This is a genomic window from Priestia sp. D3YE.R1, from assembly GCF_049199565.1.
GTDB classification, from domain to species: Bacteria; Bacillota; Bacilli; order Bacillales; family Bacillaceae_H; genus Priestia; species Priestia aryabhattai.
In genome coordinates this window covers 2,022,358-2,041,377 of sequence record NZ_JBLTHW010000001.1, presented here as the reverse complement: position 1 = coordinate 2,041,377, position 19,020 = coordinate 2,022,358, and the positions used below count along the sequence as shown (strand labels likewise).

The 19,020-nt window shown below is 31.0% G+C and carries 8 protein-coding genes; all 8 read right to left on the bottom strand.

The window, feature by feature from the left end; translation table 11 throughout:
* Positions 1-440: 440 nt before the first annotated feature.
* The gene (locus ACOZIR_RS10825) at positions 441-4,574 is read right to left on the bottom strand and encodes an NACHT domain-containing protein (RefSeq protein WP_421535581.1); all 4,134 of its coding nucleotides are present in this window, start codon (positions 4,572-4,574) and stop codon (positions 441-443) included.
* A gap of 285 nt (positions 4,575-4,859) precedes the next feature.
* Positions 4,860-5,123, bottom strand: a complete 264-nt coding sequence (locus tag ACOZIR_RS10820; RefSeq protein ID WP_421535580.1) for a hypothetical protein — start codon at positions 5,121-5,123, stop codon at positions 4,860-4,862.
* Positions 5,124-5,142: 19 nt separating this feature from the next.
* Complete coding sequence (locus tag ACOZIR_RS10815) at positions 5,143-5,307, bottom strand: 4Fe-4S cluster-binding domain-containing protein (RefSeq protein WP_421535623.1); 165 nt, start codon at positions 5,305-5,307, stop codon at positions 5,143-5,145.
* A 138-nt stretch (positions 5,308-5,445) separates the two neighbouring features.
* Positions 5,446-9,594: an NACHT domain-containing protein gene (locus ACOZIR_RS10810; RefSeq protein WP_421535579.1), complete on the bottom strand. Its 4,149-nt coding sequence runs from the start codon at positions 9,592-9,594 to the stop codon at positions 5,446-5,448.
* Between the two features lie 756 nt (positions 9,595-10,350).
* Positions 10,351-11,268, bottom strand: coding sequence for an HNH endonuclease (locus ACOZIR_RS10805; protein WP_421535578.1), 918 nt, complete (start codon positions 11,266-11,268; stop codon positions 10,351-10,353).
* Between the two features lie 821 nt (positions 11,269-12,089).
* The gene (locus ACOZIR_RS10800) at positions 12,090-15,056 is read right to left on the bottom strand and encodes a type I restriction endonuclease subunit R (protein ID WP_421535577.1); all 2,967 of its coding nucleotides are present in this window, start codon (positions 15,054-15,056) and stop codon (positions 12,090-12,092) included.
* Positions 15,056-16,411, bottom strand: coding sequence for a hypothetical protein (locus ACOZIR_RS10795; protein WP_421535576.1), 1,356 nt, complete (start codon positions 16,409-16,411; stop codon positions 15,056-15,058). Before ACOZIR_RS10795 ends, ACOZIR_RS10800 begins: the two co-directional genes overlap by 1 nt.
* Complete coding sequence (locus tag ACOZIR_RS10790) at positions 16,405-18,534, bottom strand: type I restriction-modification system subunit M (RefSeq protein ID WP_421535575.1); 2,130 nt, start codon at positions 18,532-18,534, stop codon at positions 16,405-16,407. The genes ACOZIR_RS10795 and ACOZIR_RS10790 overlap by 7 nt, the downstream gene beginning before the upstream one ends.
* Positions 18,535-19,020: the final 486 nt, after the last annotated feature.

Here is a 19,020-nt window from a genome sequence, read left to right as displayed (position 1 = left end):
AGTTTTATATTAAGATAATTAACATAATTAATAACTGTGTAATATTTTGTGTGACAAGAGGTATGTATACCGAAACCCATACAGCTTTGGCCTTCCTATTTTCAAACTCATAGTTGGTTTGATCTGGCATTTAAAAGGGGTATCGAATGTGCAATGAAATTGTGTTAAGGAGAAGAAAGGATTTGGTTACTTCTAGGCTGTAAAGAAAAGGTATGTTGGATAAGAACACAGACGGATACCATAGAATATGCTATTTCAAGTGAAACTTTCACCTTAACAAAACGTAGCAAGAAAAACCTGAATTCAGAAAAGTTCATATTCGCTAATTCAGGTTTTGAATCGAAATTTTGATAAAAAAAATTACAAACTACTGCTTATAGGATATTTCCAACCAAAAACCCCTTTGTTTTCTATCTACTTAACCTCTTCCTAAATAAAATTTAATAGGTAAGTAAGATAACTGCATTAAAGAAGGTATTAAATAAATTAAGGCACATTTCTTTATCCCCTAGAACTTCATACGCTTTTATTAATTCATAATAACCATCGTGACCTCCTCCATCATTTATTAAATAACTCGTCATTTGTTGTTTTGTATTGGCATTCCTTAACGCAGCAGCCACCGCTAAATATAAATTTTTACTGTTACGATTATAGTGACCTATACTTGGGTATCTACACTCCTTCATATAATTAATTAGAGCATCAATATCACCATTAAATTCCACACACTTATCCACTAAGATTTCATATTGCTCGATAGTCCCTACAGTAAACTTATTTTGGAGATCTCGGAAAAATAATAGTAGTTTTTCTTTATTATTAATTTCTAAAACCATTTTCTGTACGTTACATTCTTTTTTTCTTGATTCAATATTGTTTCTAAAATGGCTAATTTCTAATATTTTTTCTGCGTCTATTGCCTGTGAAAAACGAGTACATAACTTAGAGTAATCTTCATATTCATCTGTATGGAATTTCCTTTCCCATCCAGTAAACTCCATAGAATCTATTTCATTTTGAAGCTTCTCTAAAGCCTTAGTCTGATCTAATTTACTATATAAATCAGATAACCCTATGGCTAAATAAACTTTAATTTTCCCATAGTAATAAAACCACTCTGTCCTTTGGTGATAATGATCAAATAATGGGATAAAATTCGCAATACACTGTTCAATCTTTTTGAATGGTATCCCCAAATCAACCATGGCAATGGCAAAATTGAAATGTATTTCATTATATAAAGCCTCAGATTTCGAAATTTTCTCATAACAATAATTAGCAATTTCAAAATTGTTTTTTATTAAGACATCTAAAAGTGTGTGAAACGCATTATTAGAAACATTGTTTTTGTTCAGTGTTATGATCATATTAATTAGTTTATCCACGTAAACATATGTTTGTTCCCTTTTAATCCAGTTGTTTTTTAGTAGAATTCCAAACGAATTAATCAATTTTTCATCAACTAAAGTATCCTTTCTTGCATTTAATCTCATTGTTCCTTCTTCAACTCCCTTTAATAAGAAGTCGTAACTTATACTTGCGTCAATATCAGCTAACAAATAAGAAATAATAAACATTGATTCGCTTGTACTAGTGTAATCTATATCTCTATAATTCTCCTCTGAGCATAACGGTAATAATTCAACTGGATTAATTAGCTCTTTATATTTAACATTATTTAATTTCTTTATTTGCAAATAAACTACTAGAAGATTATCTATTTTCTTTCGGTTTAAGTAATTTATACAGCCTTTAACAGTTGTTATTTTTTCATTTGAGAATGCTAGAAGTTTGCCTATTAATAACCTGGCATAATAACTAACCTCTGGTTTTTTCAATATCCCAGACTCGCATGACCATCTTATTAGTTTAGCTAATGTACATTCTTCCTTTAAAACCGAAACATACATTTGGTATAATTTATTATATGCATTCAACTCATCATTTAATTTTATATTTGTACTAACGCTACCACTATCACGTAAAGATAAAAATGCAAGTAGATTATGTCTGTTTTTCCAGAACACAGAGCTTTCTATTCTACTTAAATCACTAATATACTTTTCTAAGCATGTTATTTCGCTGTCATTCAGGGGTTGTCCAACATACTTTTTAAATGCATAAATTAATGCCTGGTGTAACCCTTCAGATGGTCTTAGAGAATTTATTCTATTAATAATTTCATGTTTTAGCACAGAGTTTTGATTAATTAACGCTAAACACTCAGGTTCGCAAACTACAAGTAGATAGCTCCCCATTTGATATTCATTAAAGTCTTTCAAAAACAAGGCTAGCTGATTTGGACAATTTAAGGTTAAGGTGTAAGTTAATGCTGTTAGAACAGTTAATTTTATTGGTCGGTAATCACTCATAAAATCCCCTGCAGTTAGGTTAGTTATTGTCTCAAGAATATTTTTTCTCCATTCATTCATAGTTTTTTCTTTTTTAATCACTATATCTATATAGAATTTATTTTTCCAAAATTCATCTCTTATGTTTTCATCATGAAAAAATATCTCATATTTTCTATCTTGAATTAGCTGTAGTATTTCTTTTCCTTTCATAATAAAATCATCTACAATATCCATTTTATTATGTTTATAAAGTTCAACTATACTCCTAAAATATATCTTAAATAAGTAATTTAAGTCTGTATTGTGTGATTTATCTTTAAGATCTACTCTCTGAAGTTTCTCTACAATCTTATATGGCACTTCCATAAAATAGTCTTTAAACGGAAGATTAACATCGTTTATAATAGTTTCAAAAGTATTGCTCTTTTGACTAGTTAGTGCATATGTTAAATATTCAGACCATTTATAAGCAGAGCCCTCCACTCCCCAACTTCTGTTTTTTCCTAAGTAAACGTCATATAAGCCCAAAGTAAAGGATAAAGATAGGTCATTTTCTTTTATTGCTTTATTTTTCAGATAAGGTATTAACATTTTGTAAAAAAAGTCATTATTGATTAGTAAATGTTTTTCACGAATATACATACTATCTTTTTTTATTTTTTCAATAACACTTAGCATTAAAAAATATTCAGAATATCGTCTATGCCTGTATGTATAGGACTGTGCTGTATCACTTTCGTATACATCAAAATAATTTTCTGCTAAAAAATCTATTATTCTGTTTATCGAATGATAGTCACACCTTGGTAGTAGCTCACAGAGTATAGAGTATATTTGTTCATGTTTAATGCTTACAATTTGATTTTCAAAGTTATACAAAGAAATTTGTTTATTTAATTCAACAATAGTGCGTCTTTTAGGATTAGGTATATTCAACTCGTTAAGATATTTAATATGGTCTAGATTACTAAGAGTTTCATTTACACTGATCTCTATTAAATCCGCTATATAACTATTTTCACTTACTTTATCTATTTGCTTCCATAATATTGACAAAGTTAATATATCTTGAATATTTTCAAAATAGTTTGGATTAGAAGTTTCAAGTAATTGAAGTTGTTCTTGCTTTTCACGTACTCCTTTATTTAAGAAATACTGTTTAATTTGGTATTTAGATAATTCAACAATTCGATATTCCGTTAAATCTTTGTAACTCTTTTTTAGTTTAAACTTATTTGGACTAGATACTCGACAGGATATAACTATTGTCTTAGTGGATATTTTTTCAGCTAGCTCGTAAATATATGCCAATGTGGCATCTATCCTACTACCTGAAACTTCATCTAAGCCATCGAACAGGTATATAAACCTACTACTCTGTTCCCTCACACTGTAATCATCTTGTCGACTACGAATTATATTTTCTAAACTATCTAAAGAAACTGTGTTTAAATTCACATACATGGCCAGAGCTTCAACTTTACCTAATGTAATTATTTGATCACTTTTATCTTCTTTATCGGCTCCTGTGTACAATTGAAACAATTTACTCATACAAACACTTTTTCCAGAACCAGGATTACCTAATAATAAATTGATTTTCTTTTTATTTTCCAAAATCATTTGCGAGTAATCTGCTACTGATTTTTTTTGCCTTTCACCTGAAAGACTTAATTCAATGTATTCCCTAGACAGAAGTAAAGTTTTCAATCTAATCGCTTTACTGTCTGAGACAAAGCCCAATTTATCAGCTTCTCCAAAAAATAATTGAGCTAAATCTAAGTTATCTGGTTGATTTAAAATAGATTCAAAATTATTTGTTAAGAACCATTCGACTTTGACCCCTTTTTTCTTACATTTTTCAGTTATACTTTTAGCACTGTTACTACTAACTTTAATATTACAATTAAGGAAAATAATAATATAATTTAATTTATTCTTATTTGGATCTTTATCAGTAAAGTTTTCAAGTGCTTTGCTAATTGAATGATCTAAGTTTTTATAATTCATCTTTTCAAAAAATTTTGATTGAAAACCATAATATTTACCATCAGAAAATAAGCACGGTTCTGTTTCGAGCCCTACTTGATTAAAATCGGCAATAGCTCCTTCACTTAATCCTAGTTTTCTGCAAAATATGTGATAACATAATGATTCAAAAGCACTTGTATAATCCTTATTTTTAACTTTAAATCTATCCCAATTTATCCTTATCATTACCTATAATTCTCCCTTATTGCAGCCGTCAATTTATTTTACCTTTTAATATCAAAATAACTTTTTATACCATTATAGCAAAATATATCTGATAAATAATCATAATAGTTTTGTTCTAACTTTTAGAATTTAATTTTCCACTAAATAATTATCAAATAAAAAAGCTTACACTATAAGGTGTACGCCTTCTCCATTCGGCATAATTTAATTTGTATCAGTTAGCATAAATAAACCCCTACAATAGTTATAGGAGTTTATCTAAATTGTGCGTTGTGGTTATCAACACTACTTATTTATTTTTTGAGCACTATCTTTCATAAACTTTTGTAATATCTCTTGAGTCGCCATTCCGTTAATGCCAATGTTACCATTGTTTTCAAGGCGCACTTCAATTCGATTTGGGATTTCCGAGAGCATATTTTTAAGATTTATATATCTATCAGTTAAAAAATGATACCTTTGATTTGTAGAACTAAACCATGGTCGGCATAAATCTAGCTTTTCTTTAACAAATGGACCATTGATAAAGAGATCAGTGACTGATAACAAGTCATTCCAACCCTCGCGATTAATCCATTTCTAGGGTTTCCATTGTATAACCACTAAAAATCATAACGGATAACCCTACAGCTCTTAATCGTCTCCCTAATTCTGCTAAAGAAACTGGCCATTCAAAAGGTTCACTGCCCATAAATGTTACGCCCTCAATTTGATTTTCTTTTTGACTTTCAATAATTTCTTCATAAACAATCCACAGTATAGGTATGAATCTCGGTTTTCCTGAGTTTATTCCCCATACTGCTGTTTCAATATCATTAAGGGTAAGTCAAATGTTATTAATAATGTCTTTACTAAATACCCATAATAATTATTATTTCAATGATAGATCAATAACAATAGCTTTAACTTCAACGTCATATTTCTTAGATAATGATAATGCTTGTTTGTCGAATCTTTCTCGAGCTTCTTTTAAAGAATACACCGGCATTCGTCGATTATCTTCATTTAAGCTCCATTGAGGACAATTGAACCACCCTATAACATATAAGCCATAAGGACAATTTCGTTTCTTCATATATCTTTCTACTAACTGCTTCTCCATTGCTGTTTCTAAATCTTTATTCCAACACCCTTTAACCTCTATAAATGCTTGTAGAGGCATACAAATATTTTTATTAAAAGGTACGTCTATTTTGATATCGATTCTTTCTCCTGAACTTCCACCTTGAGAATGAAAGACCTCTACCTCTCTATTAAATATCAATCCACGTTTTTCTAAATCATTGTTTAGATGTCTTTTTAAAGTATTACTTAACATTGTTTCATCCTTTGGAATACGAATTGTCCCTTTTTTCTTAGAGTCTTCTTTGCTTTTATATACGTTCCATAATTGTTCAATAAGCGGATTTTCAGATGTGTTCATATCTTTTTCAAATTCCTGTAATGAATCTTCTATTATAGATAAAAGCTGGCTTCCATTGGTAATAGGTTTTACTTGATTATGATTAATCATTTCAAATAAAACTTCTATAGTGGGAGGTAACCACTTTTTTCTAAAATAAGCTATTCGCAACATTTCCCAAGATGATTGAATATATGTACAATCCGGTAATAGTTTGCTTAGTTTAAATATACTTGATAAACTTTCTTCATTATCATCTTTCTCTAAATTTTCTAGAATTATTTTTTTCCAAGCTATTGGATTAGGAACCTTCTTTTTATATACACCTTTTTGAATTTGGTGTAAAAAAATATAAAAATCAACTAAATCTTTATTTTTCCAATCTTCAAAAAAAGAATAGTCTCTTCTGTCCTTAGAGAACCTTCTTAATACCTGAATAAGAAACCGTTCATCTTTTAAGTTGTTATTTTTAAAGAGGGAAAGAATTGATTCATTTCCTCTGTCCGAACCTTTTTCCATTAAGGCACATGTAGCTTCAATGGCTTTTTTCCAAGATGTGATACTTTTATTCCTTTTATCTACTATGTTAGTGACGTAACTATACCCTTTATCCCCTCCTACTTCGATAAGAATTTTAAATAAATCTCCTCTTGAAGTTAACCGGATTTTCTGGTTATCTAAAGTATTAATTATTTCATTAATAAAAAACGGATTCATGCAATACTTTATTCTTTCTTCTATTATCAATCTACCCCCATCCACAGATCCAAGTTTTCTTCTTTTTTTCATCTCTTTAATTAAGAAAGCTGACACTTTCTGCGGATTATAATTGTATGCCAGTGTAAAATAAGCTTTATTATTAGCATACCTAGCGGTAGAAGTATTTATAATATAATCAAGTATTTTTTCCCATATAATTTTAGGCAAATCTTCTATATAACTTTTTTCAACATCCCATATTAATTCAATCGCATCATAAATAGGAGATAATTTATTATAACTATCACGCTTATAATCTATATTATCAAAGCTTTCTAAAAATTTTTTAGCGGCTTCTACTATTGTTTTATGTTCATCATTCTTTAATAGCTTCCACCCTTCACTTCTACGCAAATTGTATTCATTGTCATTTATTAAACTAAAAAACTCTTCATACATCTGCTTTAAAAATTGAGGCCAGCCCTCTAAAATATTTTCTTTTAATAAGTTCATAGAGTCAAGTAACTGTAGTCTAGATAACTTTCTGTCCAAAAGAACTGAAATTATACCTTTTGTTGAATATTTCTTATAATCTTCTCTTAACCTTTCTGCTTCTATGCTTGAGAGTTTTATTTCTCTCAGGCTCGATTTTAATAAGTTATTCTGTTGATACATTGGCTCACAAATCTCTAAATGCTTTGGCTCATTAGGGTCAAATAAATGCGCTATAAGTTTAATTAACCATATTTTAAAAGATAGATCTTTTTCTTTTTTTTGATATAAGAATATTCTTCTTATATCATTTGCTTGAATTAATTTTAGCGTACAGTTTGTGATATCTAACGCATTTAAATTAGGATCAGCTCTCCACAGAGTCTTAATTAACAAAATTCTATTGTGAAAATCAGATTGAAACTTTTCTTTAAAATTACCATGATAATTGTTTACAAAATCCGTTTTAACTATAGGTGTTCCTAGACGTTTAAATCTTTCCATAGCAATTTCAATCCATAATTTTCTTATCTCTTCATTGTCTGTATAATCCCAAATATAAATTAATATTATATCTAATATTGTTTGAACATTATTTCCTTTACTACTTTTTTTATCTTCGACATGCATCAAATTCAAGAAATGAATCAAGTCATCTTGAGACAAGATTTCCAATAAAGAGATTACTTCTCTGTTTATTCGATTATCAGAAAAATAACTTTTTAGTGTGAAATCAAAGATTTTATTAATACTTATATGCTTAGGGTAGATGTTTCTAATTAAATTAATAGCTAAGGAATTAGATAACTTATTAATTAAATCTAAACTATGTATTTTTTGCTTATCGTTAGCTAATTGCAAAAAAATATATAGAGAATCTTCAGCTAACGGATAATAATCATATTCAATTACAAGATTCATTATGTCTTCAGCTAACTCATAAAGTTCACATTGGTAAGCTATATTTACTGCTATCCTTTTTGAAAACTCTGTTCGACTTTTATCATTAATAAATTGACGAAGCTGACTAGCTAATTCGTTATGATATAAATTTTTAAAGAAAGCCGGACCTCCGTGCTGGTAATATTCTGGACAAGAATCGTACTTTTCAAGTAAAGATTGGACAAGGTATTGGCGCTGTTTATCATTTAATTCTGTAGCATCGCTCAAACACAAAACATCTGGATCTTTTTCTATAATTTCATTAAATATTGGGGATAAGGAACTTGCAAGCCACGCACTTGTCTGATGTAATTGAGGAATTACCCGCTCATTATTGTCTTCAGATTGTAAAATTAAACTTAGAATTTGATCTGTTGAGAAACCATTATTTTTTATAAACTGTGTTGCTAAAAATTCAGCATAGGAAAAGTGTGTCCATGTATACTCATTTTGTTGCCCATCGGTAAATAATGCTGTGCCTAATACTTCTTCGATATCTTCATATCCATAGGAAAAGCTCCTAAAAGTTAATTTTGATAGTTCATCGATTGATACTTTATCCTCTTCGAACGTATCTCTACTAAAAGTCCTTTTATTACAAAAAATTGTTATGGCTCCAAGTAGCATGGCTATTTCTAAAAGCTTATCCACAGAGACATTTTTACGAATCGGTTTATCTTTATTTGTTTCATTACAAAGTTCTCTCAACCCTTTCTTATACAATTGAACTTTTGTAGTGAGTAATTTTTGATTAGCCACTGCCGTTTTTAAGAGCATTTTCAAAGTAATTGGGTTACTAGCAAATGGTTGAATTTGTTGATCAATTACATTCTTTAAAAAGGCTTTACCCTTTATTCTTTCTTTCCCAATAATGTCTAGATTTTCACATGCAGTAATTACATCAGTGGAACTTAAAGATGCTAATTGAACTACATATACATTTTTTTCTCCCCATAAATTAATTAACTGATTTTCTAATGAAATTGGAAATATACCCGTGCGACATGCAACTCTTAGTCTTAGTCGAGAAAAATCAAGTCCTTGTAGCTTTTCTATAAGTATTTCTCCTAGTACATTAATTTGTAAAAGACCTTCATCTAAGCTGTCCAAAAATAAGTGTAGTTGATGTTGACCATTAATCCAATCATTAAACTTACGATTCTCAAAAACTCTTTTATCTAAACTATACTCACCAGTTATAAGTCCTAAATCACAATATATAACTTCATCACTTTTATTCTCTAAGTCTTTCTCAAGCTCTTCAATAACTTTTTTTATTGTTCTTGACTTACCTAGCCCTGCTTCTCCTAATAATATTAAGCAAGGGTTTTCTGATATTTCTTCGAAAGTAAAGAAATTATTTTTTGGAGATATCTTTTTGTTAATATCTGGGTTAAAAAAACCTTTTGTATAAGGAAGTTGACTACCACGCTTATACCAATACCTTTCCCATTCATAATAGCTATAATCAGCTTTATGTTGCACTTTCTTACACCTCTTTTTATTTAAATACTATATTAAGTTTAATTTTACGAGGAGTAAATTACTAGACAATATTAAATAAAATACATCTTTTTAATTTTTTAGATGATTTGTAAATAATTAATTTACCTTCTTCCATTTTAATAAATTGAAATAAAGCTAAATATTTAGTCATTTATTATATTTTTGGCCCAAATGAGGTCAAGCTGTATTTTGAACCTTAAATAATAACTTATAGTCTCCTTAATGCCAATCTTATCTCTAATAACACTATAAACAAATAAAAAAGCCCACACTCACATTGAGTAGTTGGCTTATACAACGAGGTAGAATAGCTGCCGTTCACATATCTGAACATTTAAATTGCTATTTTAGTTTGCTGCCACTCATAGATTCTTTATATTGAATTTTATACTCTCTTTTATGCATATCTTTAATCTAATGAACAAGGCTCATAATATTGTGAAACGACTTGCTATCTTACTACTAAGCTTTCATTCCATAACCTCGTTCTGCTTCTTCTAACTTACTTTAACTGCATCAGCAAGTTCATCATTCTGATGCTTAACATATTTTTCCCCGCCAAATTTCCTGACTAGCTTGATGGTCTTTTTAATTAATTCTTTGATTCGTCTGCTTTGTAAATCTTCAACTTCATCTCTATTAAATTGAAAAGTATATTTTACACTATTTGTACTTATTCGAGTAAAGTTAAAGTCAATACCTATTTCAATATAAAAAAGAAATGTACTGGCTTCATTATTCAATATAATGCTTAAATACATGTTCTGCATGCCATTGGAGAAATTCTCTCTTAGGTGGAGCAAATTTAGGATATTTAATCTTTTTATTCCCATAAGGTTTTAATAGGTTATAAAGAATAACATCCTTTTCTAATAACGGTGAAAGAAGAACTCTATACTCAGATGTAATTGTTAGATAGCCCTTATCAAATGCCTTATCTACTAATGTCGATAAACAAATGCCATTCTGCGGATCTAGTCTATCTTTTTTACTTTGAGACCAAGGAATGATATGAGAAGCAACTAGAAATTCTTTTAATCTAATTCCTGTAATAGCACATTGATACCCATAGTTTAATTTTACTTGATCTGCAAATACTTTGTGACCTACTCTTCTTTTTTGTTCTGTTACTTGATCTTCTACAAAGAAGTGTTTTCTTTGTTGTTGCTGAATTAAGCTTACCTCTAACTTAGCATCTTGTACCTCTAAGTCATGTTTAAATGCTATTTCGAGAATTCCTAAAAAATCATCTTTGACTATATGATTCATTCCATATTGATTAAAAAAGTGTTCCCAATTTAATCCCCTCTGTTTAAATTTCCATATGTAAAGGTCAAGTTCTTCAGGAGAAAGCTTCCTCTCAAAGGGTAATGCTTTTTCAATTATCCCTCTCACTCTATCTATACCAATTTTCTCTATTTTTCCAATTTTTCCAGCTCCAAAAAAATAAAATTTTCGAGTTTCTGAAGCTTTACTTGGACGTCTATAGAGAAATAAGTCCCCTTCTTTGACTTTATTATATTTACTAGGCGACCAATCATAGGAAACAAAATCTATATCCCCATAATCCGCTGGTTTTCCTTTAGTATCTAAAATAAAATAATTTGTATTTAAATCTTTTAGCTCTGGCTCAAATAATTTAATAATATTCATTTATTACCTCTCTTTCTTTAGTTGCTGACCTTATAAATTTTCTAAAATCACAATTTAATTTTTATGATACAGAGAAATATTTGTATTTATATATTTTTTCTCTTGCAATACATAAAGCACATATCACACTGCGCTGTCCTTCTTTAAATATTTTAGATGATAGATCTTGTTCATTGCTATAAATAGACGGAGGTGAAACTAAAGTTAAACCTTGATTATTTATTTTTTATTCCCAAAATGAAGGCCAACAGCCTATCTATCCTCTTAATCTAAAGATTTAACCCCACGTACAATTCCCTCAATACAAAATAAAAAATTTCTTCTTGATATTTAATCTCCCCATTCATAGGTTATATTCTAAAATTTGTTCATTTTGTTGTAATTTGTATAGAGGAGGAGTTGCTACCCGTATTAAATTGATCTGATTTTTTGATCTAGTTTCGTAACATTTTCTATTTTTATATACTAATATTGAAATTAATTTTGATAACCGTGGTTACTCTTGCTAATGGTAATAAAAAAATAAAAGAAAAAAAACCCCCAAAATTGGATTCCAGGAGCTTTCCGAAATTTTTTCATAATTAAGCGGTTATTCTTTTAAGTTTATAAACTTAGCTCAAGAAGAAAAATTAATTAGTATTGATCTGCGATTGGTGGATTATGAAGTATTAATGTTGCTTTAGATTTATCGGGATCCCAGGTACACGCTAACACATGGCAATATTGATTAATGATATCTTTTATACTTGTATATTATCTAGATCATCTATCTTCACAAATACACTCCACTCTCTTCATTTGGTTAAAAATTCCATTGAGAGTTATAAAGCCGTATCGCCAGAATAAACATCACCGTTTGTATTATAGGTAACATTAAACACCATATTTGAAAGCCATTTTTTAAAGGATTGATTATCATTAAACTGCTTAAAAATCTCCATATTATCTGTCATTAAGTCTATAATTGCTTTATTCAATGCTTTTTCGCTCTCAATCCTAGCATTTTGCTTGTCAGAGTTTTTCATAGCATTTTGATAACCTTTATCCTTTGAAACCATCTCAGGTATGCTAGCAATATGTTTTTTCACCTGGTCTTCATCTTTCCAGGGAATATTTCCAAAAAGGTCATGAAAACTCGACAGAATGTTACTCAGCAAATCCAGTTCAGGCTCTGCTCTTCCAGCATCAGCTGAGGTTGGAACAGGGCCTATTTCATAATTAGAAGATTCTTCTAGTATGATAGACATTTTTGTTTGTGCTTCAGCCCTATAACTATCCAAATCTATTGCTTCAAGTATACCTTTTGCTAAGTCTTCTTCTTTAGGTGCAGGCAGTTTAGGTATTAGCATGTTTAAAAATATAGATAATTTTTCCCACTCTGCATTACCGTACGGTAGGATTGATGCTAAAAATCCATAAATCCTTGTAAAAGCCTTGACTTTGCCTTTAAGTTCTATTTGTCCGTCTTCATCTAATTCATCTTCATAATTTTTAACACATACATCCAAGATAGGATCAAGTTTATCCCTGTCTTCTCCATTTAAATACAGCTCTACTAGCTTATTCACATGATAGTCGGTAAAAATATGATAGGCTTTTATATCATTTTCTAAATCATTAAGCTTATCTGGATCTGTTTCATCTGAAAGAACTGTAGTGGTATAATACCTTGAGAAAGCTTCTTTTATGGTATCCGTATCATTAGCAAAATCTAAAATAAAGGTATCATATTTTTGAGGATGAGCCCTGTTTAGTCTTGATAAAGTCTGCACAGCTTTAATATCTGTTAGTACTTTATCGACATACATGGTATGAAGAAGCGGCTCATCATAACCTGTTTGGAACTTGTTAGCAACGATTAAAAATCTATAGGGATCTTTTTTTAATCTCTTTTCAATTTCGTTACTTGGAAATCCATTAATAGAACTTTCGGTTAATTTCTTACCCCTAAATTCATATTCTCCTGAAAAAGCTACAATTGCTTTGAACTGACTCTTCCTTTTTTCTAAATATGATGATATAGCATAATAATACTGAATAGCTCTCTCAATGCTGCTGGTAACTACCATAGCACGAGCCTGACCTCCAATTTTACCCTTTGCTGTAACTTGATCATGGAAATGATCAATCATAATTTCTACTTTTAATCCTATGGCTGTTTCATTTGACTCTACATATTTCCATATTTTTTTTTGTGCCTTTTTTTTATCAAATAAAGGATCATCTTCGACTATTTTTGAAATTTTGTAGTAGCTCTTGATTGGTGTGTAATCTTTAAGCACATCAATAATGAACCCTTCTTCTATCGCTTGCTTCATGGTGTAAACGTGGAACGGTTTGTGCTTTATTTTACCATCAACTGGATAAGGGATACCAAACATCTCTAATGTTTTGTTTTTAGGTGTAGCTGTAAATGCAAAATAACTTGCATTTGTAAGCATTTTTCTCCCCTCTAATATGCTTAGTATTTTATCCTCAGTTGTGTCATTTTCACTTTCTTCATATTTTTCAGACAAACTCATATTCATTTTGGCGGACATATTTCCACTTTGACTAGAATGAGCTTCATCAATAATAATCGCAAAGTTATTTTTTCTATGATCGTTTCCCATATCCCTAAGTATATACGGGAATTTATGAACAATTGTTATGATTATTCTCTTACCGTCTTGAAGCAGCTTTTTAAGATCTCCAGCGCTTTCAGCATGTCCAACTGTATTTGCAACTTGCATAAAGCTTTTAATAGTATTTTTAATCTGCTTATCAAGATTAATCCGATCAGTAACCACAATAATTGAGTCAAAGATATTTTTTCCATTCTTCGTAATAGACACAAGTTGATGAGCAAGCCAAGCAATAGAGTTTGACTTCCCACTACCTGCACTATGCTGGATGAGATATCTTTGTCCAACACCTCTTTGTCTTACGTCCGCTAAAATAGATTTAACTCCTGCAAGCTGATGAAAACGTGGAAATATCTGAGTCCTTTTGACTTTTCCTGTTTCCTTGTCTTTTTCCTCAACTATTTGTGCATAGTTCTCAATAATATTAGAAAGCTCATCTTTTTTTAATATCTGCTTCCATAGATAATCGGTCTTAAGTCCATTCGGGTTAGGGGGATTACCAGCCCCCCTTTTATAACCCTTATTGAAGGGTAAAAACCAAGAATTTTTACCCTCAAGTTTTGTACACATTTTAATTTCATTTTCATCCACCGCAAAATGAACCATACATCTCCCAAAATGAAACAAAAGTTCTCGGGAATCACGATCCGTCTTATATTGATATACAGCATCTTCAACGTTTTGCTTCGTCAACCTATTTTTTAGCTCGCAAGTAATAATAGGTAAACCGTTTATAAATATGGCAAAATCAAGAGCAAGCTTTGTGTTATCTTTTGAGAACATAAGTTGTCTTGTTACACTGAATATATTTTTGTCATATAACTCTTTCGCCTTGGAATTTTGCTCTGATGGTGTAAGGTAAAACAAGTCTAGAGTGACAGGGTAAATTTTCACGCCATTTCTGAGCACCTTAACGATACCATTTTTTTCAATTTCTCCTTGCAAACGATTTAATAACTTAGTTTTATTTATATCGCTATTAAGCACACCTAACATGTCAAGTTTGTCAAGTTGAGTATTCTGTAAAAACATAAATAGTTGTTTTTCATCGATGGCATACGCTTTGTTGTAATCGCTATTTTGTCCCCGCTGATAGTCATTGTAGCTAACAAGATAATCTACAATAAGGGCTTCTAGTCCCGATTCCTTAGTGTTTGTTGGCACTACACCTCACACTCCTCACGATCTAAAACTTCCTGATGGTTCTCTGTTTCACCATCAACTATATCCATTACTATATCTTCCGCTGCCACTTCCTCAACTATAACGCCGCTTACATCAACCTTGCCTGTTACCACATCAGATATTAGGCGAGTTCGATATTCATTTAACAATACTAATTCACTCTCAAACTGTTTTTTAATAATCTCGTACCTTCTTACCAATTTAGCTACTTGTTCGACAGTTTTTAAAGGTGGAACGGGTATAAATTTATTAGAGAAATCTGAGTAGTTTATGTTCTTACCGTCTCTAATTCCTGAAACTAAAGTGTTTAACATGGAAATAAACACCTTTGTTTTAAATAGATACTTGTAATAGAGCTTGTATTCTTCGGAAGAAAACTCGTTCCTTAAACAAAAAATAGTATAAGCAGGTGATACAATTCCCTCAATTTTCGAAAACTCAATCCCTCCTTGAAAGGACCTTAGGCTAATAACAAAATCTCCGTTTCTAACTAGTTTCAACCCACTTAATTCACCACTTGGAGACACATAATTATGTTCACAATCTTTTTTGTATACTACACCTCTATCTTGAGTTACAGCTAACAATTCACTGTCAATACAGTTCTTTATATTTCTTTCTTTAAATATCCTCTTAGATTTCACAAATGGCCAATTCGTTGGAAAAGCAGTATCCCATGATTTAACTATAATTGTATCAAGTTTTTCATGATTTCCGTATAAATAACATTCAATTTCTTCTTTCAGTGTTAAGATAAGCTTTTGCTTTACCTTTATAAACCTATTTATCTTCATAAGTTGAAAATCTAGGTATTTTACGATTTGATTTTGCTCTTCATAAGGTGGAAATAATGAAGGTATTTGTTTAAATTCATCCCAATATAACCTATTACGATCCGTAACAATTCCGTGTGAATATTTATTTACTTCATTCATATAGGTATGAGTTCGAAATAGGTATGAATAATATTGACTGTTCACTTCTGACAAGGGACGCGCAACTACATATGCTGGACTTACCAAGCCACCGACAGGAGCAACTCCGACAGCTCCTTGCCACATCCTCATCATGTTGTAGGCAATGTCTCCCTTTACTACACGTTTGTACTTTTCACGATCGTTCAAAACTTGTTTTCGCTTCGAATTTTCAAAATCCCTCACACGAACCCCTGTTTTTAAAGATACCTCCAAAATTGGTAAGTCAGGAAATCCTGTCTGATTGCGTTGTGAGAAGATTTGACCATTCCTAAGAACTTTCCAATGTTTGGGGATTTGTCCAAAACACGGCTGCTCAGAATCTTTATACTCCAAATAAGGGAGAAGTGGCTCTAGCATAGTTCTCTCCTCCCAATTATCTGCTCTAATAATCCTTCAGTTTCAATCTCAAGCTTATAAATCTCTGCTTTTATTTCATCTAGAGTGCGTAATTGTACTGGTTTATAAAAATATTTTGCAAAGTTTATTTCATAACCTATTTGTGTTTTGCTTTCATCAATCCAAGCATCTGGTGCAAAAGGCAACACTTCATCTTTAAAGAACTGCTCAATATCCCCATCATATAGAAGAGGTATTTGCTCTGTATCTCTTAAGCTGTTGTCTGGCTCATACTCAACTACACTATTTCCATTTTGCTCATATAAACCATAAAGTGAGTTTACTTCTACTTTTCCAATCTTGTGTACTTTCTTAATTACTTTTTCAGCATTTTCATCAACAACTGCAAGATTATTTTTTATTAGATTTATTCTCTTAGCTGGAAGCTTTACATTTAATTTGTTTGCTACTTTACTTAATTCCTTTAGAAAAAGGTTGTAGTCGCTTAACCTTGTATAATGGAATTCTTCTGCTAGAGTATGAATGACAGCCATTATCTCATTATCTTTTTGCTCTTCACAAACCTTTGCGAAGCTTTCCAGGTTATCCTTTGATAAATCTACACTTAAACGTAGTGGCTTTTCAATTATAACCTTGTGGTAGCCAAATTCTTGATTATCAAATATTTTTGAATGATCCGTTTGCTCAAAAGTGAGAAGCATGTTAGAAATCTGTTCTCTTATTTCGGAAGTGAACTCACAGTTTTTGTTACCTAAATTTTTTCTAAGTGGACTTTTAAGACTTCTAGCATCTATAAGTTGCGTTTTCCCTTTACGATGCATTGCTTTTCTATTGGTGACAACCCAAATAAAAGTTGCAATACCTGTGTTGTAAAACATATTTTCAGGTAATGCTATGATAGCTTCAAGCCAATCATTTTCAATAATATATCTTCGTAAATTACTTTCACCTTGTCCTGCATCCCCTGTAAACAATGAAGAGCCGTTGTGCACTTCTACGATTCGGCTACCAAATTCAGTATCGTGTTTCATCTTGCTAATTTTATTTGCTAAGAACAGCATTTGCCCATCGCTTGAACGAGGAATTATTTTAAAATCAGCTTCATCGTTGTGAGATACATTAAAACGAGGATCTGAGATATCTCCTTTCCCCCCTAATCGTTCCAAATCTGTTTTCCAATTTTTACCGTACGGAGGGTTTGACAACATAAATTCAAAGTTTTTTGTTGGGAAACCATCATTAGATAGGGTAGAACCATAAGCGATATTCTCAGCCTGTAATCCTTCACCTTTTATGAGCATATCAGCTTTAGTTATTGCATAAGTTTCAGGGTTAATCTCCTGCCCGTATAGGTTTATAGAAATTTCTTTGTTATACTCTTCTGCCAGTTGCTGTAGTCTTTTTTCTGCAATAGTTAGCATGCCACCAGTACCGCAAGCACCATCATATATAAGATAGGAACCATCAGTAATTTTATCTACTACAGGTAGAAAAGCAATATCCGTCATAAGTTCAACAACATCGCGGGGGGTAAAATGTTCTCCTGCTTCTTCATTATTTTCTTCATTGAATTTACGGATAAGCTCTTCAAATATTACACCCATTGTATGATTATCGAGAGCAGGAATTTTCACTTCACCGTTATCATCAAGTACCGGGTTCACACTCAAATTGATAGTGGGACTAACAAATTTTTCTATAACCGCTCCTAAAATATCTGCTTCCACCATTGTATCTATCTGATTTCTAAATTTAAACTTTTCAAGTATTCCTTGCACGTTAGGTGAAAAACCATCCAAGTATGCAATAAAATCTGCCTTTAGCTGTTGCTGTTTTGCTCTTGATTTAAGATCCTTTAGCGTAAAAGGAGATGAGTTACAAAACGCTTGACTCGTAACACTACAAAGTGCCCCTGTTTGGTTTATTACGCCGGCTTCATCTAACTTCTCTTTCATTTTTAACACAGCTTCTTTTGTCGGTTCTAAAACTGCATCCAATCGACGAATTACAGTCATCGGCAATATAACGTCTCTATATTTACCACGAACATATACGTCACGCAAACAGTCATCGGCAATACTCCATATAAAACTCACTATTTGATTATAGGTCTTAGTATCCAAATTTTTTGCCTCCAAAATATTTATCCTTCAAGCTATTTTATCATATGATTCACATTATAAAAGAAACCAATTAGACAACTTTCATCTTTTCCACAACTCTTTTTCTCACTTTTTTAAGGACTACGGTTCTCCTAAAACTCTATTGTTCCATGCAAAAACTAATTTAGGCTCCTCATAGCTACTATCCCCTGACAAATTCCCATAGCTCCATATATCCCAATTTAGTTACGTTTCCAACATCACTCATTGTGGCAACAATAACATAAAAATTAGTTTTCAAAGTTAAATTCGAAAATAAACATTATACAATGTATCTACGCAGGGATGTTTGATAGCCATGGAAGAGCTGATCCTATAATTGTGTTATCGAATGTAAAAATTGCGAAAAAGAAAATGATAAAATATTTGGATAATAAGATACAATTAGGAGAATTTCAGTATATTTTCAAGTCACATAACATTAATGGCGCGTTATAGATAATTAAT

What these genes read in the sequence shown, in the direction of transcription:
- ACOZIR_RS10825 (WP_421535581.1), bottom strand. Translation starts at nt 4,574, where the DNA reads ATGATAAGGATAAATTGGGATAGATTTAAAGTTAAAAATAAGGATTAT.
- ACOZIR_RS10805 (WP_421535578.1), bottom strand. Translation starts at nt 11,268, where the DNA reads ATGAATATTATTAAATTATTTGAGCCAGAGCTAAAAGATTTAAATACA.
- ACOZIR_RS10795 (WP_421535576.1), bottom strand. Translation starts at nt 16,411, where the DNA reads ATGCTAGAGCCACTTCTCCCTTATTTGGAGTATAAAGATTCTGAGCAG.